The 25,106-nt window shown below is 51.8% G+C and carries 12 protein-coding genes; 10 read left to right on the top strand and 2 right to left on the bottom strand.

From position 1 onward, the window contains the following. Window positions 1–100 precede the first annotated feature (100 nt). Complete coding sequence (locus MKX50_RS17570) at window positions 101–4,591, top strand: LamG-like jellyroll fold domain-containing protein (RefSeq protein ID WP_339157459.1); 4,491 nt, start codon at window positions 101–103, stop codon at window positions 4,589–4,591. A gap of 44 nt (window positions 4,592–4,635) precedes the next feature. On the opposite strand, the gene MKX50_RS17565 is transcribed toward MKX50_RS17570, so the two are convergent. Then, a complete protein-coding gene (locus MKX50_RS17565; RefSeq protein ID WP_339157458.1) occupies window positions 4,636–5,541 on the bottom strand; it encodes an AraC family transcriptional regulator in 906 nt (301 codons plus the stop codon). A gap of 142 nt (window positions 5,542–5,683) precedes the next feature. Between MKX50_RS17565 and MKX50_RS17560 the strand changes: the two genes are divergently transcribed. From MKX50_RS17560 to MKX50_RS17550, 3 genes are all read left to right on the top strand, one after another. Further along, window positions 5,684–7,660: a beta-L-arabinofuranosidase domain-containing protein gene (locus MKX50_RS17560; protein ID WP_339157457.1), complete on the top strand. Its 1,977-nt coding sequence runs from the start codon at window positions 5,684–5,686 to the stop codon at window positions 7,658–7,660. A 274-nt stretch (window positions 7,661–7,934) separates the two neighbouring features. Next, window positions 7,935–9,485, top strand: a complete 1,551-nt coding sequence (locus MKX50_RS17555) for a response regulator transcription factor (RefSeq protein ID WP_339157456.1) — start codon at window positions 7,935–7,937, stop codon at window positions 9,483–9,485. A 513-nt stretch (window positions 9,486–9,998) separates the two neighbouring features. After that, window positions 9,999–12,830 carry a glycoside hydrolase family 3 C-terminal domain-containing protein gene (locus MKX50_RS17550; protein ID WP_339157455.1) on the top strand — a complete coding sequence of 944 codons (2,832 nt, stop codon included), beginning with the start codon at window positions 9,999–10,001 and terminating at the stop codon, window positions 12,828–12,830. Between the two features lies 1 nt (window position 12,831). Here MKX50_RS17550 and MKX50_RS17545 read toward each other — a convergent pair whose 3' ends face one another. After that, on the bottom strand, window positions 12,832–13,734 hold the full coding sequence (locus MKX50_RS17545) for an AraC family transcriptional regulator (protein ID WP_213589948.1): 903 nt from the start codon (window positions 13,732–13,734) through the stop codon (window positions 12,832–12,834). Window positions 13,735–13,867: 133 nt separating this feature from the next. Here MKX50_RS17545 and yicI point away from each other — a divergent pair, with 133 nt between their 5' ends. The 6 genes from yicI to MKX50_RS17515 all read left to right on the top strand — a co-directional run bounded on the left by yicI (window position 13,868) and on the right by MKX50_RS17515 (window position 24,974). Continuing rightward, on the top strand, window positions 13,868–16,189 hold the full coding sequence (gene yicI, locus MKX50_RS17540; protein ID WP_339157454.1) for an alpha-xylosidase: 2,322 nt from the start codon (window positions 13,868–13,870) through the stop codon (window positions 16,187–16,189). Window positions 16,190–16,825: 636 nt separating this feature from the next. Further along, window positions 16,826–18,601, top strand: a complete 1,776-nt coding sequence (locus MKX50_RS17535) for a histidine kinase (protein WP_213590683.1) — start codon at window positions 16,826–16,828, stop codon at window positions 18,599–18,601. A 117-nt stretch (window positions 18,602–18,718) separates the two neighbouring features. Next, complete coding sequence (locus tag MKX50_RS17530) at window positions 18,719–19,699, top strand: sugar ABC transporter permease (RefSeq protein WP_339157453.1); 981 nt, start codon at window positions 18,719–18,721, stop codon at window positions 19,697–19,699. A 17-nt stretch (window positions 19,700–19,716) separates the two neighbouring features. Then, the gene (locus MKX50_RS17525) at window positions 19,717–20,616 is read left to right on the top strand and encodes a carbohydrate ABC transporter permease (RefSeq protein WP_213589954.1); all 900 of its coding nucleotides are present in this window, start codon (window positions 19,717–19,719) and stop codon (window positions 20,614–20,616) included. Window positions 20,617–20,753: 137 nt separating this feature from the next. Next, a complete protein-coding gene (locus tag MKX50_RS17520) occupies window positions 20,754–22,484 on the top strand; it encodes an ABC transporter substrate-binding protein (protein ID WP_339157451.1) in 1,731 nt (576 codons plus the stop codon). A gap of 111 nt (window positions 22,485–22,595) precedes the next feature. After that, window positions 22,596–24,974 (top strand): glycoside hydrolase family 95 protein, encoded by a 2,379-nt coding sequence (locus MKX50_RS17515; RefSeq protein WP_339157450.1) that lies wholly within the window; start codon window positions 22,596–22,598, stop codon window positions 24,972–24,974. Window positions 24,975–25,106: the final 132 nt, after the last annotated feature.

Below are 25,106 nucleotides of genomic sequence, written 5' to 3'. Positions count from 1 at the left end.
CAGAAGAAGAACAAGGACCGACAGCGAGATGGAGCCATTCGTCAATCCAGTACGCTGCCGGTCCTTTTATTTACATGAATCCATAGAGGGGGAAATGAATGTGAAGCGTATATGGGATAAGCTGCTGGCCGTCATATTGACTTTGGCCATGCTAATGCCTGCCGCGGCTTTTGCCGAGCCTGGCAGTTTTTCCGGTTCGGGCAGCGGCGGAAATAGCATAGACGGCGTTAGTGACAAAAATGGTATAGGCGGTATAAGCGCTGTAAGCAGCACAACCGACATAACCGACGTAAAGGGCCACTGGGCGGAGAAGCCGTTTGCCGACTGGGTTCAGAAAGGGCTGGTTCACGGTTATGGCGATGGGTCGTTTAAGCCAAATCAGGCGATAACGAGAGCTGAATTTGTGACCTTGGTCAATAAAGTATTTAATTTCTCGGCAGTGAATGAAATTTCCTTTAAGGATATGCATGCTGAGGATGCTTATTATTCAGAAATTAAGAAAGCGATTACAGCCGGTTATTTGAGCGGATATGAGGATGGGACTGTACGCCCAGGCGCAGTGATTACGCGGCAGGAAGCGGCCGTCGTACTGGCGAAGGTGTTTGCATTGCAGCCCTCCGGCTCATCGGGCACGGCGGTGCAGCTTCAGGATGGGGAGGAGCTTCCTTCCTGGAGTGCCCCGGCGGTAGCTGCGCTGCTGGAAGGCGGCTATGCGAGCGGATATCCCGATCATTCTTTTAGAGGCGGCAATCCCGTGACGAGAGCCGAGGCGCTCGTTCTGCTCGGCAAGCTGTCCGGCGAAATTTTTAATCAGGAAGGCACACATTCGGGCGGCTCGTACCGGAATGCGGTCATCCATCGCGGCGGCATTGTTCTGAAGGATGCAACGATTCAAGGTAATCTGTATTTGACAGAAGGGGTTGCCGAGGGAGAAGTGACGCTCGACAACGTCAAGGTACAGGGCAGGGTGTACGCGAACGGGGGCGGGGAGAACACAGTCATCTTGGCCGATTCTGAAATTCGTGAAATCGTTGTAAATAAGCGGAACGGGCAAATTAGACTGGCGGCCAAAGGCCATACAAGTGTCCAGCAAATCATTGTCCAATCCAGCGCCAAATTGGAGGAAAGGACGCTGGCGGACGGGGCCGAAGGCTTCGTGCAAGTGATATTGGACGAGGCTTTGCCGAAGCACTCGAAGGTACAACTGTCAGGAGAATTCGCTGAGGTCGAGGTTCGTTCCTTGTCCAATCCTGAGCTTAGCTTGCTGCAGGGCTTGATGAAGAAGCTCGTTCTTCGTCAGCAGGCGGCACTGAATGTTTACGAAGGCAGCGTAATCGAAGAGGTCGTCATTTATGTAAATAAGACGATTCCGGTGAGAGGCAAAGGAGTGATTCATTCAAACGATCAGAGACTCGTCCGTGAAGGGGAGGGAGCTCCGGTTCCCGGCAATGGAAGTACAAATACGCCCGGAGGTTCGAGTTCAAGCTCGCCGTCAACTTCCAGACCATCGCCAAACCCGAATCCGCAGCCGGGGGGCAAGCCGGCATTTACCGAGGTGTCGGTTCATGACCCGTCCATCATCAAAGATGGCAGCACATATTACGTATTCGGCTCACATATCGAGGCGGCCAAGTCGGCTGATCTGATGAACTGGACCCGGTTCACGAATGGGTACGAGACGCCAGGCAATGTGATTTTTGGCGATTTATCCGCGAATTTGGCGGGTTCGTTTGCCTGGGCTGGAGAGAACGACTCCGACAGTAAAGGCGGTTTCTCCGTCTGGGCGCCGGACGTCGTCTGGAACGAGCATTACGTGAATGAGGATGGAACTAAGGGCGCTTATATGATGTATTACAGCGCATCCTCCACCTATATCCGGTCGGCGATCGGTTATGCGGTATCCAAAAACATCGAAGGCCCTTATCAATATGTGGATACGATCGTGTACTCGGGATTTACGAGAAACGACGCCTACGATGCCGATAGCCAGGTCAACAAGAAATGGACAAATACAAATATTCAGGCGCTGGTCGATAACGGCATATTGACCGGAAGCAACCCGAACTGGTTCAACAGCAATGGCTCCTATAACAACAGCATGTATCCGAACGCTATTGATGCGACATTGTTTACGGATAGCAGCGGAAGGCTGTGGATGACCTATGGCTCCTGGTCTGGCGGAATTTTCGTCCTTGAGCTCGATCCGCAGACAGGCCGGGCGATGTATCCAGGCCAGGATGGAATTACGGCGGATGGCCGAATCATCGATCGTTATTTCGGCACCAAAATTGCCGGCGGATATACGAAATCGGGAGAAGGCCCGTACATTATTTATGATAAGGCTACCGGCTACTATTTCTTGAATGTGACTTATGGATGGCTGGGGGCGGACGGCGGCTACAACATGAGATTGTTCCGGGCGACCGAGCCGGATGGCCCATATGTAGATGTGGCGGGGAACAATGCGGTTCTTCCGGGCAATACCGATAACTCGCCGTACGGCATCAAGATGATCGGCAATTTCCTCTTTGAGCGGCAGGTCGGAGAGCCGGGGACGGGCATAGGCTACGGCTATGCATCGCCAGGCCATAACTCCGTATATTATGAGGAGGAGTCAGGGAAGTACTTCCTGCTGTTCCATACGCGTTTTCCGCAAAGGGGCGAGGCGCATGAGCTTCGCGTCCATCAGATGTTCTTGAATAAAGACGGCTGGTTCGTGGTCGCGCCGGAGCGCTATGCCGGGGAGACGATTCAAACGGCGAATGCCGGCGACATTGCTGGTGATTACAAATTTATAAACCATGGGCTGGCCTATTCTGGAAATATCACGCATGCTGTTAACGTCCGTCTGAACGAGGATAGGACGATAACAGGCGATGTTACAGGATCTTGGGAGCTGCGGAATGGACATCTGGCTGCAATCACGGTAGATGGTGTAACCTATGACGGAGTATTCGTCCGTCAGTGGGATACGGCGCTCGAACGGGAGACGATGACATTTACCGCGATCTCCTCTGCTGGAGAGACCGTTTGGGGTATCCGGCAGCCGGACAAATCGGACGAACAGATCGTGGGCGATGTGAAGAGCGCTCTGGAGCTTGGCGATACGAGCCGGGTCATGACCCATTTAACGCTGCCAACGACTGGTGCCCGCGGTACGGTCATTTCCTGGCAAACCTCAGATGAAACGGTCATCACCGACAAGGGGATTATTTCACCGCCGGAGGTTGGCGAAGCGAATTTGACGGCGACACTTACGGCGACCATGACGAAAGGAACGGCGACCGCCACGAAGACATTCGAGATCGTGGTTGTGCCGATCGATCCTGCATATGGCCTGGTGGCACAGTATTCTTTTGAGGGGGATTTGCTCGATACCGTCGGCAATTTCGGCGCAGGTACAGTTACAGGCAACCGGATCGACAACACTGGCGGCACAATAACCTATGATGAAGGGGTAAAAGGCAAAGCTGCGATATTTGACGGGAATTCCGGCATTAAACTGCCGGATGGACTGATTGCCAGCGACCGATATTCTGTCGCCATGTGGCTGAATGTGGAGCAGCACACGCAATTTGCGACGAGTTTCTTCGGCGCAAAGGCGAATAACAGCTGGATCAGCCTGGTGCCGCAATCCTGGGATAACAACACGATGCTATGGTCGGGCGAGTCTTGGTACGATGCGACGACCGGCTCCAGAATCCGCGCCAATGAATGGCATCATGTAGCCTTTACGGTTGATCGCGGAACGGTAAAAGTCTTTGTCGACGGCGTACAGAAATTTACAGGCACCGGCTTCCCGAATGTGTTTACGGATGAACACGGCACCTTCGGCTTGGGCGTGAACTGGTGGGATACGCCGTTTAAGGGCATGATGGATGAGGTGCGGATTTATGACGTGCCGATTACCGCTGAGCTGGTGGCAAAGCTGTCGCAGGAATACGCTCCGGATTCGGGCGAGACCGCTGCAGAATTAGCAGCCAAATTTTCCTTTGAGGATCATTTACTCGATACAGCGGGCAGCTTTGGGGCAGGGACGGTTATTGGGGACATGATCAGTTCACCGTCCGGCGGAACCATTTCCTATGAGCCGGGCGTAACCGGCAAAGCAGCCGTATTCGACGGCGCGTCAGGCGTCCTGCTGCCGAAGGGACTGATTTCCGGCGATAGCTACTCGGTAACGATGTGGGTATATGCGGAGGAGCTTGCACCTTATACGCCAGTCTTTTTTGGAGCGCAGACCAGTGACAGCTGGATCAGTTTTCAGCCGAAGGGCCATGACGGCGTAGGAAACAGTGCGATGTTATGGGCGGGATCGAACTGGTATGATGCTGGAACCGGCGTGAATACAGTTCCGAGAGAATGGACGCATTTTGCCTTCACCGTCAACAAGGGCCATGTCACCGTGTACGTGAACGGAGAAGAGAAATTTACAGGCACCGGCTTCCCGGATGTGTTCCTCGATGACCAAGGCACCTTTAGCTTGGGCGTGAACTGGTGGGATGCGCCGTTCAAGGGCATGATCGATGAGCTGCATATTTACAAGGGTGCCATTACGGCGGATGATGTAGCGGCGCTGGCCCATAAATAAATTCAATTAGAGCGTGCAAAGAGCTGATCCGCAGGTAGATGCGATCAGCTCTTTGTTCTGAGTCTGACGACGGGAGTATGGGAGAATTGCCTGCGGAACTGCTGCGGGGAACAGCCGTATTTGCCGGCGAACCGATTGGAAAAATACGGAGTATTCCTAAAGCCGACGTAATTGGCGATTTCCGCGATTTTCCACTCCGTTTTCAGCAGAAGCAGCTTGGACTGCTCCAGACGGTAATGCTGCAAATAATCGTTTGGCGTCAATCCGTAGACCTGCTTCATGCAGCGCGTAATGTAGTTGTAATGGTAGTGCAGCGCCGCAGACATATCCCCGCTCGTCAGCTCAGTGCGGTAGTTGTTCCGGATGAAGGCCTCGGTCTTCTCGGCAACGGCGACGGCGGGGGACGTATACTGTTCGAGCTGCCGTAAATCCATCATGCGCAGCAGTTCCTCGAACGCCTGCTGCTGTGTCCAGAAGGCGCTGGATTGGCGTGTGCCGGGCGTTTGCAGCAGTGTCTCCATAAGCTGGTAAGCTCTCTCCGGGTAAGGCATGTCCCACATTTTTGGCAGCTGGATGTCATAGGGAGAAGTCAGAAATTCATGATAATGCTGCTCCGACTGGAGAGCGATCTGCTGGTCGGCAGGAAATTCGGCCCACTTGCATACAGAGTGAAAGTGAACCCAATAAAATGTCGTATCCTCCTCGCAGGGCTGAACTGCATAATGATAACGATCAGGAAGCAGCAGCAGCGATTGCCCGGCCGTCAAGCCCCATTTCCGCTGCTCTTCACCGATGAACAGCGTCCCGGACTTCATAAGGATGAGATCGAATTTCCCCATGTTCCGCCGGTTAGGGTGCGCTTCTCCCGGCGCGTATGAGGTATAGCCGCATTCCAGGTAATACGGAGCGGGCGGAGCCGGAAAATGGACGATTTCTGTGGCTCTGATCATAGGAATCCTCCTAGTCCATCCGTGTGATTATTAGTGTGAAATATTATAAATAATAGGTTGGTACTATTGATATTAATTATTAAATATATCGGATAGAATCAGAATTGTCAGTATGATATTTCGAAAAAGGGAGGGCTCCAGCATGAGTAAATCTATACCATTTCAGCATGTTGACAGAGTGCCGCTTGATCATGTGAACATCCATGACGATTTTTGGAGCTATTATATCGATTTGGTGCGCAGCGTCGTAGTTCCTTACCAATGGGATGCGCTGAATGACCGGATCGAAGCCGCCGAGCCAAGCGGGGCTATCCGCAATTTCAAGATTGCAGCCGGGCTGGAGGAGGGCGAATTTTACGGCATGGTGTTTCAGGACAGCGATGTGGCCAAATGGCTGGAGGCTGTATCCTATTTATTAGAATCGCAGCCGGATCCCGAGCTGGAGAGCACGGCGGACGAAGTGATCGAGATCATCGCCAAGGCTCAACAGGAGGATGGCTACCTCAATACTTACTATACGCTTAAAGAGCCGGGAAGAAGATGGAGCAATCTGGCGGAATGCCATGAGCTCTATTGCGCGGGCCATATGATCGAGGCGGGCGTGGCCTACTACCGGGCGACGGGGAAAAGAAAGCTGCTGGACGTCGTATCCCGCTTTGCGGATCATATCGACTCCGTATTCGGCACAGAGCCGGGCAAGCTTCGGGGCTATGATGGACATCAGGAAATCAAGCTGGCCCTCGTTAAGCTTTATCACGCAACCGGAAATGAGCGCTATTTGCGCCTTGCCCAATATTTTGTAGAGCAGCGGGGCCAGAAGCCGAATTTCTATGAAATACAGCTGAAGGAGCGCGGAGGCGAGAGCCACTGGACGGGAATTAATCATGCGATCGATTTGCAATATAGTCAGTCGCACGCGCCCGTCAGGGAGCAGGAGAAAGCAATCGGCCATGCTGTCCGCGAGGTCTATATGCTGACGGGCATGGCGGATGTGGCGGCCGAGACAAAGGACGAATCGCTTCTCGCAGCTTGCCGGCGTCTGTGGGACAACATCGTGTCCCGGCAGATGTACATTACAGGAGCGATCGGCTCCATGCCGCAGGGTGAGGCGTTCTCGTTCGACTACGACCTGCCGAACGATACCGTATACGCCGAGACATGCGCTTCCATCGGGCTGATCTTCTTTGCGCACCGGATGCTGCGGATTGCTCCGCAGGCGGAGTATGCCGACGTGCTGGAGCGGGCGCTGTACAATACGGTCGTCGCCGGTATGTCGCGGGACGGCAAGCATTTCTTCTACGTTAACCCGTTGGAGGTTGATCCTAAAGCCTGCCGCGGGGCAAATCACAAATTCGACCATATCAAGCCGGTGCGCCAGGAATGGTTCGGCTGCGCCTGCTGTCCGCCAAACGTAGCCCGCCTGCTCGCTTCATTAGGGGAGTATATTTATATGGTTCAGGGAGGCACCATCTATGCCCATCTCTATATTGGCGGGGAAGCCAAGTTGAACGTTGGAGGCAGCGAGGTACAGGTGAAGCAAACCTCCAATTATCCATGGGATGGACGGATTCGGTTCGAAATTAACCCGCAGGAGCCTGGTGAATTCGCTCTCGCGCTGCGTATTCCTGGCTGGTGCAGACATGCCCGCCTGTCCGTCAACAACGAGCCATATCCGGTGGACGGCCAAGTTATTCAGGATGGCTACGTTCATATCTCCCGGAATTGGCAGCAGGGCGACTTCGTAGAGCTGGTACTGGATATGCCGGTGGAGCGTATGCGCAGCCATCCCCTGGTTCGCGGAAATGCGGGCAAAGTCGCGCTGCAGCGCGGGCCGCTTGTGTATTGTCTGGAGCAGGCGGATAACGGCGCGAACCTGCATGAAATCGTACTGCCGGCCAACGCCAAGCTTGAGGCGAAATTTGAAAACGGCTTGCTGGGGGGCGCCGTAGCGATCACGGCCCAAGGCCTGCGGCAGGATGCCGCTAAGTGGCCGGGCGGGTTGTACAGCTCGGAGGCCGTGCCAGCTCTGCAAGAAGCGAAAGTGACATTTATACCTTATTACGCCTGGGCCAATCGCGGTGAAGGCGAAATGAGCGTATGGGTTCGGGAAACGTTCTAACTGCAAGGCGCTGTTTGTTCGGAAAGGGTTCCATGCCGCAGACAATCCACTGCCTGGAACCCTTATTTTTTCACAGCACAATGTCAAAATAGTGCAACAAATGCACAGGATTATATAGGCCAAGAACCGGGAATCGGGTATATGATGAATGAAAGCGCTTAACTCTAACTGTGATATGAGATGACAGTTTATTTGTATTGGAAATAGGCCGGAGGCAAGTCGAAGATTTGGCGCGACATGCCGTTTATAAATAAATCCGGAGGAGGAGTTCTGGATGATTGACGTCCTGATTGTGGATGATGAGCCGAAGCTGAGAGAAGGACTTCGCGCGTTTATCGATTGGGAAGCTCTTGGTTACCGGGTAGCGGATACGGCGGCCAATGGAAACGAAGCGCTGGAGAAGTACGCAGTTTGCCGGCCGGGGCTCGTTATTGCTGATATTAGAATGCCGGGCATGGACGGGCTCCAGCTTATTCAGCGCCTTCGTGAGCTGGATCCCTTGCTTCATATCCTGATTCTAAGCGGATATGCGGATTTTGACTATGCCAAGAAGGCCATCGCTCATCGGGCCGACGGTTATTTGCTTAAACCCGTCGACGAGGACGAGTTGATGGAGTACCTCCGGGGGATCAAGGCGGCGATCGAAGAGGAACGGGCATCGGAAGAATGGCAGCATGCCACGAAGGAGTGGACGAGGGAAGCTTTGATTCATATGCTGCTCACGAATACGGAGCCTACGTCGGATGACCGCCGCCAGCTGAAGGATCGGGCCGAGGAACTGGGGCTAATATGGAATTGCTACCAGGTGCTGCTTGTCGCTTTACATGACGAATTGACGGAATCGGTGCTTTATCTGCTGAGAAGGGCTATGGCCGAGACCTTCGAGCAAGATGACCGGGGCCTTGTTTTCGAGCTTTACGGGCAAGTCGGCGTACTGCTGAAGGAACCGCTGCTTGCTATAGAGAGGGAAGGCGTATACCGCTCCATCCGGACTGCCATAGGTGAGACAGGCGTAGAATTTACGGTGGCGCTTGGCTCCAAGGCAGGTTCGTTGGATGAAATAGCCGGTTCCTACAGCGCTGCGCGCGAACTGATCAAGCTGCATTTTTTTCTTGATGATGGGAAACTGCTATGCCAGGACGATAAGCATAGTGAGTATGAAGAGGGTTGCTCCGAGGTTCTCCCATCCGAAACTCTAACGGATCAAATATATTATGCCGTCGATATCGGCAATATGAAAGCCGTGAAATCACTGGTTAGGCAGACTGGGCGCAGCTTGGTTGCGGAAGGATATTCCGAGACAGATATCAAACGCCGTTTCGTGGAAATTTTAACCTCCGTTATGGGCAAGGGGCTGCAACAGCATCCTGAGCTTCAGCAGCATAGCAAGCCCTTCTCGGATATGCTGGCCGAAATATATCATATGCGCAGCATCTATTCACTGTATGACAAGATCGATGATTTCTTTCAGCAGTTGATGAACAGCCTGGGGGAGAAAGACAGGCACCGCGAAGTCAAAATCATGCTCGACCTGATCGAACGGAATTTCAGCGACAACCTGAAGCTGGAGACGCTGTCGGGCGTCCTGAACTATAATAGCGCCTACTTAGGCAAGCTGTTCAAGAATGAGACGGGGGAATACTTCAATACCTATCTAGACAAGGTTCGGATCGAGAAGGCGAAATCTTATCTTGAGGCCGGTTATAAGGTGTACCAGGTAGCCGAGAAGGTCGGCTATACGAACGTCGATTATTTTCACTCCAAATTCAAAAAGTACGTAGGCACTTCTCCGTCCGCTTATCGCCGGCATGCGAGCAGTGAGTGATCAGAACGAATCAGCAGGCTCTTCGTTAAAGCGAAGCACAAAAATGCAGGCTTAGGCTGCGCCATCCGATCTTTCCAGGCATCAACCTGGAAAGATTTTTTTGTCCCTATTTCCGAGCACGCAGCTAACTGCATTTGCTGTAGTAAAAGGATATGGTCCATCGCTGAATGCGCCATTAACTGGATTTCTAGCAGTAAGAATTTAAAAAATGTCCCGATAGGTTGAAAAGCTGTGTTTTAGTTACTTTAAATACAGCTATTTTGCGAAACAGCCTTATTGAACAGTAATTAGATGCATGAAATCCATTCAACCCGTTAATTCATCCGGTAGAGCGGAAAGCCTGCTCAGTAGTACGAAGAACTTAGATTATTATATGAAAACATGACTAATCTTCCGTGTATGAAGTCCTTTTCACGCGAGCTATCATGACAGTATGGGAAGATAGCTGTAAGCAGCGCAGAATTTAAAAGCGCTTTCAAGGTTGAAAATCATACAGAAATGAGGTCATTTTACGTGGAGAATCATTACCAATTTCCATTTCAGAATCCCGATTTGCCGCTGAACGAGCGGGTGAACGACCTAATCTCGAGATTTACGACGGAAGAGAAGATTCAATTAATGTGTCAATACCAAGCGGAGATTCCCCGGCTGGGCGTAAACAAATACAAGCATGGCACCGAAGGGGCGCACGGTGTGGCCTGGCTTGGCGAAGCGACCGTGTTTCCGCAAAATACGGGCCTTGCCTGCACGTGGAATCCCGAGCTGATGCATGAAATCGGCACGGTCATTGCCGATGAAGCCCGGGTGTACTACCAGCGTGATCCGGCCATCAACGGCCTGACGATTTGGGCGCCGACGGTCGATATGGAGCGCGATCCCCGCTGGGGCCGGACCGAAGAAGCGTATGGGGAAGATCCGTGCTTGACCGGGCGCTTGACGACCGAGCTAATTAAGGGAATGCAGGGAGACCATCCTTTCTACTACAAGACGGTAGCCACCTTGAAGCATTTCTATGGGAACAATAACGAGATCGACCGCGGCAGCGCTTCGGTCAGCATCGACCCCCGGAATAAGCGCGAGTACTATTTGAAGGCGTTTGAAGCGCCATTCCGTGAAGGTCGTGCTGGCTCGATGATGACTGCGTATAACGGCATCAACGGGACGCCGTGCAACTTGAATAATGAAGTCAACGAAATTGTCAAAGGCGAATGGGGCATGGACGGCTTTGTTGTCGGCGATGCCGGGGACGTGCTGGGAACGGTCATGGATCACGGTTATGTCCAGTCTTATGCCGAGGCGGTCGCAGGCTCGGTGAAGGCGGGAATCGACAGCATCACCGATGACCAGGACATTTCATTCCAGGCGCTGCGCGATGCGCTGGAGCAAGGCATTCTGGCAGAGAGCGATTTAGATCATGCGCTGCGCAACACCTTTCGGGTTCGCTTCCGTCTAGGAGAGTTCGATCCGGATGAGCGCAATCCTTACAGCCATGTGCCGGAGTCGAAGCTTTGCGCGCCGGAGCACTCGGCCCTGTCGCGGAGAGCGGCTCAGGAATCGATCGTGCTGCTGAAGAACGAGGGACTGCTGCCGCTGCCGAAGGGGCAGGGCTCCGTTGCCGTGATCGGACCGCTTGCAAATGAGGCCTATACCGACTGGTATAGCGGCACGCCGGCATACAAAATTACGCCGCTTCAGGGCGTGATGGAGCAGTTAGGCACGAGCCGGGTCCATTTTTCTACGGGAAATAACCGGGTTCGTCTTCGCTCCGCCGAGAGCGGAAATTATATTTCCGTTGCTCCCGAAGACGGGCAGCTCAGAGCGGACACGGTATCTGCCGAGCAAGCTGAAGTATTCGAATGCACGGACTGGGGCTGGGACAGCCTTACGCTGCGGGCGCTGGGCAACGGCAAATTTATCACAGAACGCGACCACGGACAGGGCGGAGGCATTGCTGCTGTCTCGGAGGAGGCCAGCGGCTGGTTCGTCAAAGAGGTGTTCAGCTTCGCCAAAGGCGAAAAGGACGCGCTCGTCATGAAATCCTGGGAAGGCAAGGCAATCATCGAGGATGAGAACAAGCGGCTGGTCGTCACCAAAGTAGAGCAGGGTGCTGCAGCTGTAAGCGGATTTTATGTAGAGGTCGTGCAGGACGGGCTGAAGGAGGCTGTCGACACGGCGAAATCTGCCGATACGGCCATTGTATTTGTCGGCAACAGTCCGTTCATCAACGGCAAGGAAACGACGGATCGCGCCGACATTACGCTGCCGCCATCACAGCATGCCTTGATTCAGGCCGTACATGCAGCCAATCCCAATACCGTTGTCGTTATTGTCGGCAGTTACCCGTTTGCGGTCAATTGGGAGAAGGAGCATGTTCCTTCTATTATATTTACATCGCATGGGGGACAGGAGCTTGGACATGCGGTGGGCGACGTGCTGTTCGGAGATTACAATCCGGCTGGACGTTTGAATATGACCTGGTACAAATCGGCCTCCGAGCTGCCGGACATGATGGACTATGACATCATCAAGGGCAAAAGAACCTACCAATACTTCGAGGGCGAAGCGCTGTTTCCTTTTGGTCATGGACTCAGTTATACCGAGTTCTCATACAGTGATTTGACATTAAGCGCCGTTAAAATATCCGAAAATGAGTCCGTCACCGTATCCGTAAATGTGCGCAACGCTGGGCAACTGGACGGTGACGAGGTCGTTCAGCTGTATGTCCGCGCGAACCAGTCCCGGGTTGTACGCCCATTGAAGACGTTAAGCGGGTTCCGGCGCATCCATCTGGCCGCCGGGGCATCGGCTGCAGTAACGTTCGAGCTGAATAGCGCCGACCTGGCCTTCTGGGACGTAACCCGGGATCGTTATTGTGTGGAGCGCGGAACATATACGCTGATGGTCGGTCGTTCCTCCGGGGATATCATGCTCGAAACGTCCCTTGAGGTTGAAGGAGAACAGATTCCGCCGCGGATGGCCGCAGCCCCGGTGAGGGCTGTAAACTATGACGACTACGAGGGCGTCTTCATCGACGAATGCCGCGAGGGCGGCGAGAGCGTGGCCTGTAAGTCTGAAGAAGGCTGGATCGCGTTCCATGACGTGGAGTTCGGAAGCCAGGCTCAGCGGTTTGAAGCGAGAGTATCGGGAGCTATCCGGGGCGGCGAGATCGAAATTGCGCTGGATGCCGCGGACGGGCCTGCCGCAGCCCAGTGCCGCGTGCTGCCGACCGGCGGACCACAGGCATGGACGACGATATCGGTTCCGGTCGAAGCGGTTTCTGGCCGCCGGCAGCTGTATTTGAGGCTGAAGGGCGAGGTCCGGCTTAGCTGGTTCCGGATCGTTTGATTTAAGCTTCGATCGATTCGAACCATTTTTTACGGAATTCTGAAGGTGAGCAATTCATCGCCTTCCGGAATACCCGGATGAAATAGCTGATATTGTCATAGCCTACCTCAAGAGCGATGTCGGATATTTTGCGGTCAGGCTCCCGAAGCAGCTCGACGGCTTGCCGGATTCGGTAGGAATTGATGTAATCCATCGGGGTCTGCCGGGTCATGGATTTGAAGAAGCGGCACAGCTGTCCTTCGCTCATCGGAATGAGCGCGGCTAATTCGGAGAGCCGGATTTGCTGGTCATAGTTCTGCTGAATGTAATGGATGACCTTTTTCAGCCGCTCGATTTTGAAGGAGTCATTGCCGGTCGTTGCCGCACGGTTGCACAGCTGGCCACGTACCGCTAATTCCGAGAGCATAAGATAGAGATGCCCTTTGACAGAACCCTCATATCCGGGAGCTCTTGCCTCGCAGCTGTCCATGATCGCTGCCAGGTGCTGCAACAAGGGTTGTCCGTAATCATGCTTCCCGGATATATGACGGGGGAACGTGGCTTTTCTTTCCTGCAGCGGAAGAATTAAATTCTCCTGAACAGCGTCATAATAAGCGCTGGACAGCATATTCGTTCCAAATACGAGCGTAAAAAAAGAGCAGCCCTGTTCTCCATGGGCATGCGCGGCGTGAATATCGCCGCCGTCGATAAATACGGCTTCGCCGGCCCGCACGACGAAATAATCGGTGTCTACCTGGAACAGCGTCTCTCCCTCCAGGCAGTAGAAGAACTCAGCTTCCTCGTGCCAATGGCAGTCCACGACGTGCTCGCCTGGGCCGAACTGGTACCAGTAGGTGCCAAATGGCAATCTTTCGTCGCCATGAGTCTTGCTCTCTTTCAGAGAGCGGCGCAATGCTTGATCCATTCTGCTCACCTCATCAATATTGTGTTATAAATTCATTAAATTATGTTAGAATGGGTTATTTTTTATCAGTATAATGCAAGTATAGACGGTTTATTGCAAGATTACAACGATATTAGAAAGGCGGTTCCAAACGATGAAATTTACAGACGGCAACTGGTTGATTCGTGAAGGATTTACACTGTCGACAGCAGTGCAGGCCCACGATTTTATGATTGCGGATAATAAGCTGACAGCCTATGCTTCGACAAGGCCGATTCAAGGTCGTGCCAATACGATCAACGGCCAACTGCTGACGATTCAATTCCACTCTCCGCTTCCAGGCGTCATCGGCGTGAAGCTGGTGCATTTTGCTGGTACAGTAGATCACGGTCCTCATTTCGAACTCGCAGGCGGCAGCGGCGATCACGTCCAAATTACGGAGAATGACGATTACGCTGAGCTGAAGAGCGGTAATTTGAGCGTCAGAGTGAACAAGGGGCCGCAATGGTCTGTTGATTTCTACCGCGGTTCGGAGCGCATTACGGGCAGCGCGTTCAAATCCATGGCTCATGTCGAGGAGAACGGCGGCGCGGTATATATGCGCGAAGAACTGGATCTTACGGTAGGCGAATGGGTATACGGGCTTGGAGAACGCTTTACTTCCTTCGTCAAGAACGGTCAAGTTGTGGATATCTGGAATAAAGATGGCGGCACAAGCTCCGAACAAGCTTACAAGAACATTCCTTTTTATATTACGAACAAAGGATACGGGGTATTTGTCAATGATCCGGGTGCTGTTTCCTTTGAAGTAGCTTCCGAGAAGGTCAAGAAAGTACAATTTAGCGTTCCTGGGGAATCGCTTGAGTATTTCGTCATCGACGGTCCTGAGCCGAAAGAGGTTCTGAACAAATATACGGCGCTTACGGGCAAGCCTTCCCTGCCTCCGGCATGGACGTTCGGGCTGTGGCTGACGACGTCGTTTACAACGAACTATGATGAAGCGACGGTCAACTCTTTTGTTGACGGCATGGCGGAAAGAGATTTGCCGCTGCATGTCTTCCACTTCGACTGCTTCTGGATGCGCGAATTCCACTGGACGGACTTCAAATGGGACGAGCGCACTTTCCCGGATCCGGAAGGAATGCTGAAGCGTCTTAAAGAGAAGGGGCTTAAAATTTGCGTATGGATCAATCCATATATCGCTCAGCGCTCCGCTCTGTTTGAAGAGGGCAAGAAGCATGGCTATCTTGTGAAAAGACCTAATGGCGACGTATGGCAGTGGAATTTGTGGCAGCCGGGAATGGCGCTTGTTGACTTCACGAATCCCGATGCGTGCGAATGGTTCGCGGGCTATCTGCGTGATCTCGTAGATATGGGCGTGGACAGCTTCAAGACCGACTTCGGCGAGCGGATTCCAACGGATGTCGTCTATCATGATGGCTCTGACCCGGTGAAAATGCACAACTACTACACTCAATTGTATAATAAAGTTGTGTTTGAAGTGTTGGAAGAGAAGCTTGGCAAAAATGAAGCGGCACTATTTGCCCGTTCGGCTACTGCGGGCGGTCAGAAGTTCCCGGTTCACTGGGGCGGAGACTGCTACGCGGACTACGAGTCGATGGCTGAGAGTTTGAGAGGCGGATTGTCCCTTGGCGTATCCGGCTTTGGCTTCTGGAGCCACGATATTGGCGGATTCGAGAATACGGCGCCTGCCGACGTGTTCAAGCGCTGGCTTGCATTCGGGCTCCTGTCCAGCCACAGCCGTCTCCATGGAAGCAGCTCTTACCGGGTTCCATGGGCATACGACGATGAGGCGGTAGACGTAACGCGCTTCTTCACGAAGCTGAAATGCCGCCTGATGCCGTACTTGTTCGACACAGCGGTTGAAGCGACGGAGCAGGGCGTGCCGACGATGCGCGCGATGTTCCTGGAGTTCCCGGAAGATCCGGCAAGTGAAATGCTCGACCGTCAATATATGCTGGGCGACTCCGTGCTGGTGGCACCGGTATTCAGCAAGGAAGGCAACGTAGCCTACTACTTGCCTGAAGGCAGATGGACCCATCTATTGACGGGCGAAACGATCGAAGGTGGAAAATGGCGCAAAGAGAACTATGACTTCTTCAGCCTGCCGCTCTTCGTGCGTCCGAACTCCATCCTCGTTATGGGTGCGAACGATGTCAAACCGGATTATGACTACGCTCAGGACGCAGATGTCAGATTGTATCAAATCGAAGACGGTGCGCAGGTATCCCGGAAGGTTCGCAACGTGAAGGGTGAAACCGAGCTGGGAATCGCGGTATCGCGCGAAGGCTCTACGCTCCGCATCACGGCGGATGGCGCAGGCAAGCCGTTTAACATCAGCCTGCACGGCTTCGGCCAGGCAGCATCGGTGCAAGGCGGCCAGCTGAACGCCGACGGCAGCATCGCAGTAGGCGCATTCAGCGGTAAAGTGGAAATTCAAGTGACACTTAAATAAACAAGTTGGATTCAAGTGGAAATATCCCCTGCATCATAGGGGATATTTTCCGCTTTTATTGGGTGTTTTTGTTAGGACACTGGCAGTAACTAGTACCCGTTGTATACATTTCTTCGCCTTCCGGAAGCTCAAGTAACCATTAAGTAACCATTCATTGGGGATCAAATCAATATCGAGAAGTCATGTTTGATATATATAAGAGGAATCATGTTGATTACACCATAAGAGGAGTCATGTTTCAATCACACCACAGGTGGAGCCATGGTTGATCACATCACAGAAGTAACCATGTGGGAGTCTAGCGAAATGTATTTAATACATTTAGTTAAGCTCGTTTTATAAAAAATACATGTGCTAAATGCAAAACATGCAGTTAGTTTGCTTGAATGGAGCGCATTCGTCGAAATAGCTTAAATCTAAATGTAGGTTTTGCAGTTAGTTCCCTCTAACACAGCCAAAACCGATGAACTAGTTGCATGAATTACATCTAGTTACTTGAACCTTGCCTGGATGTCCCTTTTCTGTGGTAACCCGGTTTTGTCATAATAGATACGCGGAAGAGACTAGTCCATCGAGGGATACTAGAGTCGCAGAGTAAATGTCAAACAGTCAGGTGGTGTTTTTTTGCGAACCAAAATGGTGCGTATTTTGAATGATCTCAGGCTGAAGCACAAGCTTCTGATTACTTATATCGTGGTCGTTATGCTTCCCGTTCTCATTGTGGGAGGGGCAGTAACGAGTTATTTCCGCCAGCAGGCGATGGACCGGGCGATCGTGCAAACGACGAACGACGTACAGAAAATCAAAACCCAATTGGCCAACATGCTTCGCGTACCTACGGACTTATCCAATACATTTATGTTCGATAAGAAGCTGGAGAAAATGGTGACTACGTCATATCCGAGCGTGTTCGAGCTGACTAAAGCTTATTTGGATTACGATGATTTCAAGGATAATGTCCGTCTTTACCGCGGAATTTCTGCGATTCGTTTCTATTACGACAACCCAACGCTGATTAACAATTTGGAGCTTATTCCGCTGGATGAGGCCACCCGCTCCACGGTGTGGCATAAGAGAGCGATGGAGTCGAAGAGCATCGGCTGGTTCTATATTGCCGACGAGGTAGATGTTCCTGTTCGCAAGCTGAGCCTGGTACGGCAAATTCCATTTCCCGAGCATCGCGCAAGCGGCGTGCTTATGGTCGTGCTGGATCAGGAGGAATTGAACCGGATGCTGCGGCAGGAACAGTTCGAGACGCTGATTTTCGATGAGCAGGGCTATATCGTGGCGGGGAAAGATCCCCGTTTGGTGGGCAAAACCATTGATGAGCTCGATTACGGGATCGATCTGCATCAGCAGCCAAATGGCGCCCATAAAATGGATATTCAAGGCGAGCCCTCCTACCTGGTTATCGAGGATTTGCTTCCCGAATCCAGCATGAATGGCCTGAAGATTGTCTCCGTCTTTGCCACAAAGGCTATTGTCAAGGGCGCCAATCAAGTTAGCGTGCTGGGCCTGCTGTTTATATTGCTTGTGCTGCTGATTGCCCTGTTATTTGTTTATATTGTGTCGTTCCTGATGACCAACCGGCTGCTGCGCCTCAGCCGCCACTTTAACCGGCTGGCGCTAGGCGACCTTGCCGTCGTCTCCTCCGTTGACGGGAATGATGAGATCGGTCAGCTGTCGCGGCAATTCAATTATATGGTCGAGAGTATTAACCTGCTCATGAATCAGGTTGTAGAGAAGACCGAACAGAACAACTCCCTGGAAATCGCCCAGAGGGAGATCAAGTTGAAGATGCTGGCCAGCCAAATCAACCCGCATTTTCTGTTTAATGCCCTCGAGTCGATTCGCATGAATGCCCATATGAAGGGTGAGAAAGAGATCGCCAACGTTGTCCGGCTGCTCGGGAAGCTGATGCGCAAAAACCTGGAAGTAGGCCGGGATCAAATTACGCTCAAGGAAGAGCTGGAAATGGTCCGTTCTTATTTGGAAATCCAAAAATTCCGCTACGAGGATCGGCTGAATTATGAGCTAATCATAGACCGCAAGCTAGAAGGTATTCGCATGCCGCCTCTGATCATTCAGCCGCTTGTGGAGAATGCGGTCGTGCACGGCGTAGAGAACAAGGAAGTCGGAGTTCATGTCCAATTGCGGATTCATGCTGTAGATGACCATGCTGAAATCGTCATTCAGGACGATGGCATCGGAATGGCTTTGGAACGGCTTGAAGAGGTTCGGCGTTCCATGGCCGAAGCGCAAACAGCCGTGAATAATCGCATCGGATTAAGCAATGTCCAGCAAAGGTTAACGATGACATTTGGGGATATGCACGGTTTGAGCATTTCCAGCGAATATGGACAAGGAACTGTGATTTCCTTCACGATTCCTTTAAAACGAGAAAAGATCTAACAATCTCTGGAGAATGTCTAATTTCTATATGGTTTTCTCTGAAATCTGTCGGGTATTCCCTGCTCCTCTTCTGGTTTATCTTAAATATATAGTAAGAAGGGGGGATTGGACAGACATATGAAGACGCTCTCAGCGCAAGCCGATACTGGAAATGTAAGCGTAACCCCTAATCCGCAGAAGAAGCGGAAGAAAGGATTTTGGCGAACTGTAGTACGGCAAAGATACCTTTATTTGATGTCCTTGCCATTCGTAATCTGGTTGTTCGTTTTTAACTATTTGCCGATTTGGGGCTGGACGATGGCTTTCCAGAACTATAAACCGTCTAAGTCGTTTTTCGATCAGAAATGGGTCGGCATGAAAAATTTCGTGGACCTGTTCCAGGATGAAAGATTTTATCTCGTACTTAGAAATACGCTCGCAATGAGCGTGCTGGGATTGATAGCCGGTTTTGTGATTCCGATCGCCTTTGCTGTATTTCTGAATGAGATGAGGGGCAAATTTTTTAAACGAACGGTTCAGACGGTATCTTACCTGCCACATTTCGTCTCGTGGGTCGTTGTAGCGGGGATCATTACCAAAATGCTCTCCATGGACGGAGGCATCGTCAACGAGATTTTGCTAGCGCTTCATATTATAGAAAAACCCATTCAGTTTATGGCCCAAGGCAAATGGTTTTGGGGAATTGTAACCGTTTCCGACGTCTGGAAGGAGACCGGCTGGAACGCCATCATATATTTGGCGGCTATCGCAGGTATTGATAGAGAATTGTACGAGGCCGCGAGAGTCGATGGAGCGGGGCGTTTTCGTCAAATGTGGAACATTACTCTACCGGGAATCCGAACGACGATTTCCGTGCTGCTGATTATGTCGATAGGCCATTTGATCGGTATCGGCTTCGAGAAGCAGTTCCAGCTCAGCAACTCGCTGGTCACGGATTATTCGGAAGTGCTTGACCTTTATGCGCTCAATTACGGCATTAACATAGGACGCTTCTCTTACGGTACCGCCATCAGTATGTTCACCTCTGTTGTAAGTATCATACTGCTGCTAACGGCGAACGGCATCATGAAGAAAACAACAAAAGAAAGCATCATGTAAGGGGAGAGGAGAAAATTATGGCAAGCAAAGCATTCAACTCCACCAAATCCGATCGAATCTTTGATGTTTTCAATCTCGCGCTGATGACGATCATTATGATCATTACATTATATCCATTCTTGAATGTACTGGCGATTTCGTTAAATGATTCGACGGATACGGTTCGAGGCGGTATCTATATTTGGCCGCGAAGTTTCACTTGGGAAAATTACAAAACGATATTTAGTTACAGCGGCTTGATTCAAGGCTTCAAAATATCGATTCTGCGTACGCTTTCCGGAACCATTCTAGGGCTTATCAGCTCATCCATGCTCGCGTATACGCTGAGTCGCCAGGACTTCCAATCCAGGAAATTTATATCTACATTTCTGGCATTAACTATGTATGTTTCCGGCGGGTTGGTTCCGACATATATGCTTATGCGTCATCTAGATCTGATCGGTACGTTTTGGATTTATATTCTTCCGGGAATTGTAAGTGCATTTAACGTCTTCGTTATCCGTTCATTTATCGATGGACTGCCGTATGCCCTTCAGGAGTCAGCGACCTTGGATGGAGCAAACGACTTTACGATTTACTATAAGGTAATCCTTCCGCTTTGTAAGCCTGTTCTGGCTACGATAGCCTTGTTCCTGGCTGTTGGACAATGGAATTCTTGGTTTGATACTTATTTGTACAATGGCAACAAGCCCCATTTAACGACACTGCAGTTTGAATTGATGAAAATTCTTCAGAGCACGAACCAGGGGGCGAATATGATCAATGCCAATGATATGGCGAATCAAATGGCACAAGTATCACCAGAATCGATCAAGATGGCGATTACGATCGTCGTAACACTACCAATATTGTTCGTATATCCGTTCCTGCAGCGGTATTTCGTATCAGGGATGACGCTTGGAGCCGTCAAGGCGTAATGGTTCAGATGATGCGGAGAAATTAGCATATATTTTCTAAACCTAGGATTGTAAGCACTTACCTAGATATCGGTATACGCAGGGACAGCCTGTTATACAAATATAGTTGTGATTATGACATGAGGGGGAAAGTAGAAATGAAGAAGCGGAAAAGTCCAAAGACAATCGTTGCACTTCTGCTGGCAAGCATGATGCTGCTTAGCGGCTGCGGAAGCTCTGGCGGTGACAGCAAAAATGCAGGGAATGCGAATACGGGCAACACGAATCAAAGCACTGAGGCGGGAGCAGATACCAGCCCGATCACCCTTACGTTCTTCGGAGCGGACGCAAGTCCAAACTGGAATAATATGCAGGATGATATCGGCAAAGTCATCACGGAGAAAACGGGCGTCACGATTGAAGCGGAGTATGACGTCGGCAGCGGTGGTGGGGATAATAAAATTGCGTTGATGGCAGCTAGCGGTGATGTACCTGATCTTATTTTTGCCAAAGGAAACTTATCCAGTCTGGTGGACGCAGAACTTATTGTTGACATGGCCCCGCTAATTGAAGAACATGCTCCAAATATTAAGAAAATATTCAGCGAGAATATGAATCGCCTGAAATACAGCAACGAAGATCCGGCTATTTATTCTTTAACGACAAATGTGGGTGTGGATCAGGAATCTTTTGATGCAATTGGAGGTTTTGAAATCCAACAACGCGTATTGAAGGAGCTAGGTTATCCTAAGGTCCGTACAGTCCAAGATTTCGAAAACGTATTGAAGCAATACGTAGAGAAGCATCCGACTACCGATGGACAGCCGACCATTCCGCTCACACTTAATGCGGATGACTGGAGAATCATGATTACCGTAACCAATCCGGCATTCCTGGCAACAGGGGCACCGGATGACGGGGAATACTATGTGAACCCGGAAACTTATGAGGCGATTCTGCACTATAAACGCCCGGTAGAAAAGGAATATTTCCGTTGGCTGAACCATATGTACAATGAAGGATTGCTTGATAAAGATACTTTCGTGCAAAAAGATGACCAGTACAAAGCTAAAATCGCCAGCGGCCGCGTTCTGGGTCTCATTGACCAGGAGTGGGGATATCAGGATGCTGAAAATGCGTTAAAAACAGCGGGCAAGGATGAATACACTTATGCACATTTCCCTGTAACATTGTCTGAAGAATACGTTGACCACTCCTTCCAATCGGCAGGCGTTGACGGCTATGGCATCAGCATAACAACTGCTTGCAAAGATCCGGTCCGCGCTATAAAGTTTCTGGATTGGCTGGCCTCCGAAGAAGGCCAAATTCTTAGAAACTGGGGTATTGAAGGCAAGCATTATAACGTTGAAAACGGCGTTCGGGTAATTCCGCAAGAAATTCAAGATAGAAAAGTGAATGATGCAACTAACTTTACGAAGGAATCCGGCATTGGCTTGTACTTGGCAATGAGTGCTCGCTATGGCGATGGAGTTAAAGATTCTACTGGAAACTACTATACGACGAATTTCCCTGAGCAAATTGTTGCCGGCTACACTGAAGCAGAGAAAGAAACTTTAAAAGCATACGGCGCAACGACGTGGAAAGACCTGTTCCCGCAAGAAAGCGATTTTAAAGCGAAGGAATGGGGCGCTCTGTACAACATGCCTGTTCCTACGGACGGCGATTATCAAATCATCTTCAAGAAAACGCAGGATATCATCCGCAAAAGGATTCCGGAAGCCGTTCTGGCCAAACGCGAGAACTTCGACAAAATCTATGATGACTTCCTCGCTGAGCTTGATAAAGCAGGTGCAGAAAAAATGGAAGCCGAATATACAGAGCTCGTGAAAGCAAGAGTATCTCTGTTCACAGGCAAAGACATTAAATAATTCAGCGCTCAGGCGGAGCGGATTTGCTACAACTGGATAGCACGAATCAAGAAAAGGCCCGTAAATACTCGGGCCTTTTTCTCTAAGTTTTTTACAATCGGAGGGGAGAAAATGAGTAAAGAGCACTGTATCGGAAGCGAGGACACCAAGCTATGGTACAGATGTCCCGCATCCCGCTGGGAAGAAGCACTTCCTATCGGAAATGGCAGGCTGGGCGGTATGGTATTCGGAGGAAGCCGCAGCGAACTGATTGCGCTTAACGAAGATACGCTATGGTCCGGTTTTCCTCGCGACACGCAAAATTATGATGCGCTTCGTCACTTGAAACGGTCGCGAGAGCTCATATTTGCGGGGGAATACAAAGAAGCGGAGCGGCTAATCGAAGCGAAGATGCTGGGCAAGCGTACGGAATCGTACCAGCCGCTCGGCAATTTGAAATTAGAGCATTTGGGAACAGGTGAGATTACGGATTATTACCGGGAGCTGGATTTGGACACAGGCATTGCGGCCGTGACATATTGTGCCGACGGGACCAGGTTTACGAGGCGTGCGTTCGTCAGCGCCGTCGATCAGGTGCTGGCTGTTCGTCTGGAGGCGGAAGAACAGGGAACCATTCATCTGTCTATCGTCTTGGACTCTCCGCTTCAGCACAATGTTGGGACATGCGAGCAAGGGACCGGCCTGGTCATGCGGGGCCGGGCTCCGAGCCATATCGCCGACAATTATCGGGGCGATCACCCGCAGTCCATCCTTTATGAAGACGGGCTGGGGTTGTCGTATGAAGCACAATTGCGCGTGCTGCACGATGGGGGAAATCTGGCTGTGCGGAGCGGCCGGCTTGATATAGCCGGCGCTAGCTCGGTGACGCTGCTGCTGGCGGCTGCGACTGATTTTGCTGGTTACCGGGTCATGCCGGGGACGGATACAGGGATTAGCGCAGCCGAGAAATGCAGACAGCCGCTCGAAGCCGCGGCTCGACACGGCTATGACCGGCTGCTCAGCCGGCATATCGAGGATCATCAGGCATTGTTCCGCCGGGTGGAGCTGGAGCTGAATCCACAGTTATCCGCGGAAGTCAGCTCCTTGCCGACAGACGAACGACTCAAGGCCTATCAGGGGGGGACGCCGGATCCGATGCTGGAGGCGCTCTATTTTCAATATGGCCGCTATCTGTTGATGGCTAGCTCCCGGCCCGGCACGCAGCCTGCGCATCTGCAGGGAATATGGAATCCGCATATGCAGCCGCCCTGGAATAGCAATTACACGACAAACATCAATACCGAGATGAATTACTGGCCGGCGGAAATATGCAATTTAAGCGAGCTGCATGAGCCGCTGTTCCGCATGATTCAGGATTTGAGCGAGACGGGGGCGCGGACGGCGCGGATCCATTACGGCTGCCGGGGCTGGACGGCGCACCACAACGTAGATCTGTGGAGAGCCGCTGGGCCGTCGGACGGGGAGCCGAGCTGGGCGTTCTGGCCGATGGGCGGAGTATGGCTAAGCCGGCATTTGTGGGAGCATTATGCTTTTAATCGGGATCGGCAGTTTCTGGCGGAGACGGCTTATCCGTTAATGAAAGGCGCTGCGGAATTCTGTCTGGATTGGCTTGTGCCTGGACCGGGCGGCGAGCTGGTTACCGCACCGTCAACCTCGCCGGAGAATAAGTTTCTGACGGAGGAAGGGGAGCCCTGCAGCGTCTCAGCCGCCTCCACGATGGATCTGTACCTTATCCGGGAATTGTTCGGTCATTGCCTGCAGGCGGCTGAGCTTTTGGACATCGACGGGGAGTTTGCCCATCAGCTCGCGGAGGCTTTGGATCGCATGGCCAAGCCGGGAATAGGGCCGGACGGCCGATTGCAGGAGTGGAGCAGGGATTACCCGGAAGCCGAGCCCGGCCATCGCCATGTGTCGCATCTATATGGGCTCTATCCCGGCAATGCCATCACGCCTTCCCGCACGCCGGACTTTGCCGAGGCAGCCAGAAAGACGCTGGAGAGCCGGATCGTTCAAGGGGGCGGACATACCGGCTGGAGCTGCGCCTGGCTGATCAACCTGTATGCGCGGCTGAGGGACGGGAATACGGCGCATCGTTTCGTGAATACTCTGCTGTCCCGCTCGACGTATCCCAATTTGTTCGACGATCACCCGCCGTTTCAGATCGACGGCAATTTTGGCGGAACGGCGGGCATTGCCGAGATGCTGCTGCAGAGCCATGAAGAGACGATTGAGCTGCTTCCGGCACTGCCGGAGGCATGGAAGAACGGCCGATTCCGCGGGCTAAAAGCCAGAGGCGGCTTCACGGTTAGCGCGGCATGGGAGAATGGCCGCCTTCGTTCAGCTGAATTGACCCCCACCTTGACAGGATGGTGCTCAGTTCAGTATGCGGAGCCGCTAAATGTTCAGTCGTCTGACGGAACCATCGTCAATACAGGGGAACGGTTCTGGGCGGAATCGGGCGAGACGTACTTTATTCAACGGCGGAACTAAGGCGCTGCGGCACTATGGAGCTAAAATTGTTACGGCTGTTTTGCCGGTCACAACCCTTTAGCTCCCAGCGCGCAGGGTTTGCCGCAAGATCAACCTGTTGACAACGGTTGAAAGACATATTAAGATGATGCA

This window comes from Paenibacillus sp. FSL W8-0186 (assembly GCF_037969765.1).
GTDB lineage: Bacteria > Bacillota > Bacilli > Paenibacillales > Paenibacillaceae > Fontibacillus > Fontibacillus woosongensis.
Note: the sequence above shows the minus strand (reverse complement) of the source record. Positions and strands in the feature narration are given on the sequence as shown.

Bases quoted from the DNA above. Each gene is read 5' to 3' on its own strand.
- MKX50_RS17565 (WP_339157458.1), bottom strand. From the start codon at position 5,541: ATGATCAGAGCCACAGAAATCGTCCATTTTCCGGCTCCGCCCGCTCCG.
- MKX50_RS17560 (WP_339157457.1), top strand. From the start codon at position 5,684: ATGAGTAAATCTATACCATTTCAGCATGTTGACAGAGTGCCGCTTGAT.
- MKX50_RS17555 (WP_339157456.1), top strand. From the start codon at position 7,935: ATGATTGACGTCCTGATTGTGGATGATGAGCCGAAGCTGAGAGAAGGA.
- MKX50_RS17545 (WP_213589948.1), bottom strand. From the start codon at position 13,734: ATGGATCAAGCATTGCGCCGCTCTCTGAAAGAGAGCAAGACTCATGGC.
- yicI (WP_339157454.1), top strand. From the start codon at position 13,868: ATGAAATTTACAGACGGCAACTGGTTGATTCGTGAAGGATTTACACTG.
- MKX50_RS17535 (WP_213590683.1), top strand. From the start codon at position 16,826: ATGGTGCGTATTTTGAATGATCTCAGGCTGAAGCACAAGCTTCTGATT.
- MKX50_RS17530 (WP_339157453.1), top strand. From the start codon at position 18,719: ATGAAGACGCTCTCAGCGCAAGCCGATACTGGAAATGTAAGCGTAACC.
- MKX50_RS17525 (WP_213589954.1), top strand. From the start codon at position 19,717: ATGGCAAGCAAAGCATTCAACTCCACCAAATCCGATCGAATCTTTGAT.
- MKX50_RS17520 (WP_339157451.1), top strand. From the start codon at position 20,754: ATGAAGAAGCGGAAAAGTCCAAAGACAATCGTTGCACTTCTGCTGGCA.
- MKX50_RS17515 (WP_339157450.1), top strand. From the start codon at position 22,596: ATGAGTAAAGAGCACTGTATCGGAAGCGAGGACACCAAGCTATGGTAC.